Genomic DNA, 749 nt, shown 5'->3' on the forward strand with positions numbered 1-749 from the left:
CGATGGCATCGAGCTTGTGATGGCAGAAGTAGACGTCGAAGGAGCCATCGCGATCAAGGCGAGGCCGCAAGGCGACGTGCTGCCCGATCAACGCCTTGCCCACTCGCAGCTTGATGCCGCGGATACTGATGCGCCCGCCGTCGCCGACACGCCGGACGATGTCTTCGGGGCCGTACTCGACGTCAGGCAGCTTACTGGGCATCGAGCGCATGCTGGCGCTGTAGCGGCTGGCCGGCGTTTGCATACCCAGAGCTTCATGCGGGCGCTCGAAGTTGTAGACGTGACGCCAGGAGTTGAAGTGCCGCTGGACATCGGTCAGGTCGCGAAACTTGCGACCCAGCAGCACTTCGGCGGCCAGCGTGCGGTGGAAGCGTTCGTCCTTGCCGTTGGTCTGCGGATGGGCAGGTCGACTGTGGCTCAGGCGCACTCCCAGGCGGATCAGCCACACGCCCAAGCCCGTGAGCGCACCCACGGTCGGTGCGCCCCAGGGCGGGCCGTTGTCGGCATTGATGCGCTCGGGCAGGCCGTAGCGCCGGAAAGCATCTTCCAGGGCCTGCTGCACCGGTTCGCGTCGCTCACCGGCCAGAGCCTGCAGCACGAGGCTGAAGCGCGAGTGATCGTCCAGCACGGTCAGCGAATGGCAGCGCTGCGTGTCGGTGGCAAAGTGGCCCTTGAAGTCGATCTGCCACAGCGCATTGGGCGCCTCATGCTCGAAGCGCTGCCACGCGGTTGCAGCCGCGCTCGCGCCG

1 protein-coding gene is annotated in these 749 nt (G+C 66.5%); it reads right to left on the reverse strand.

Going from position 1 to position 749, the window contains the following annotated elements:
* A partial coding sequence (locus RBXJA2T_RS19390) for an IS481 family transposase (RefSeq protein ID WP_009859136.1) occupies positions 1-749 on the reverse strand: 749 nt, incomplete at both ends.

Origin of the sequence: Rubrivivax benzoatilyticus JA2 = ATCC BAA-35, from assembly GCF_000190375.1 — a bacterium.
In the GTDB taxonomy this organism is placed as follows: Bacteria; Pseudomonadota; Gammaproteobacteria; order Burkholderiales; family Burkholderiaceae_C; genus Rubrivivax; species Rubrivivax benzoatilyticus.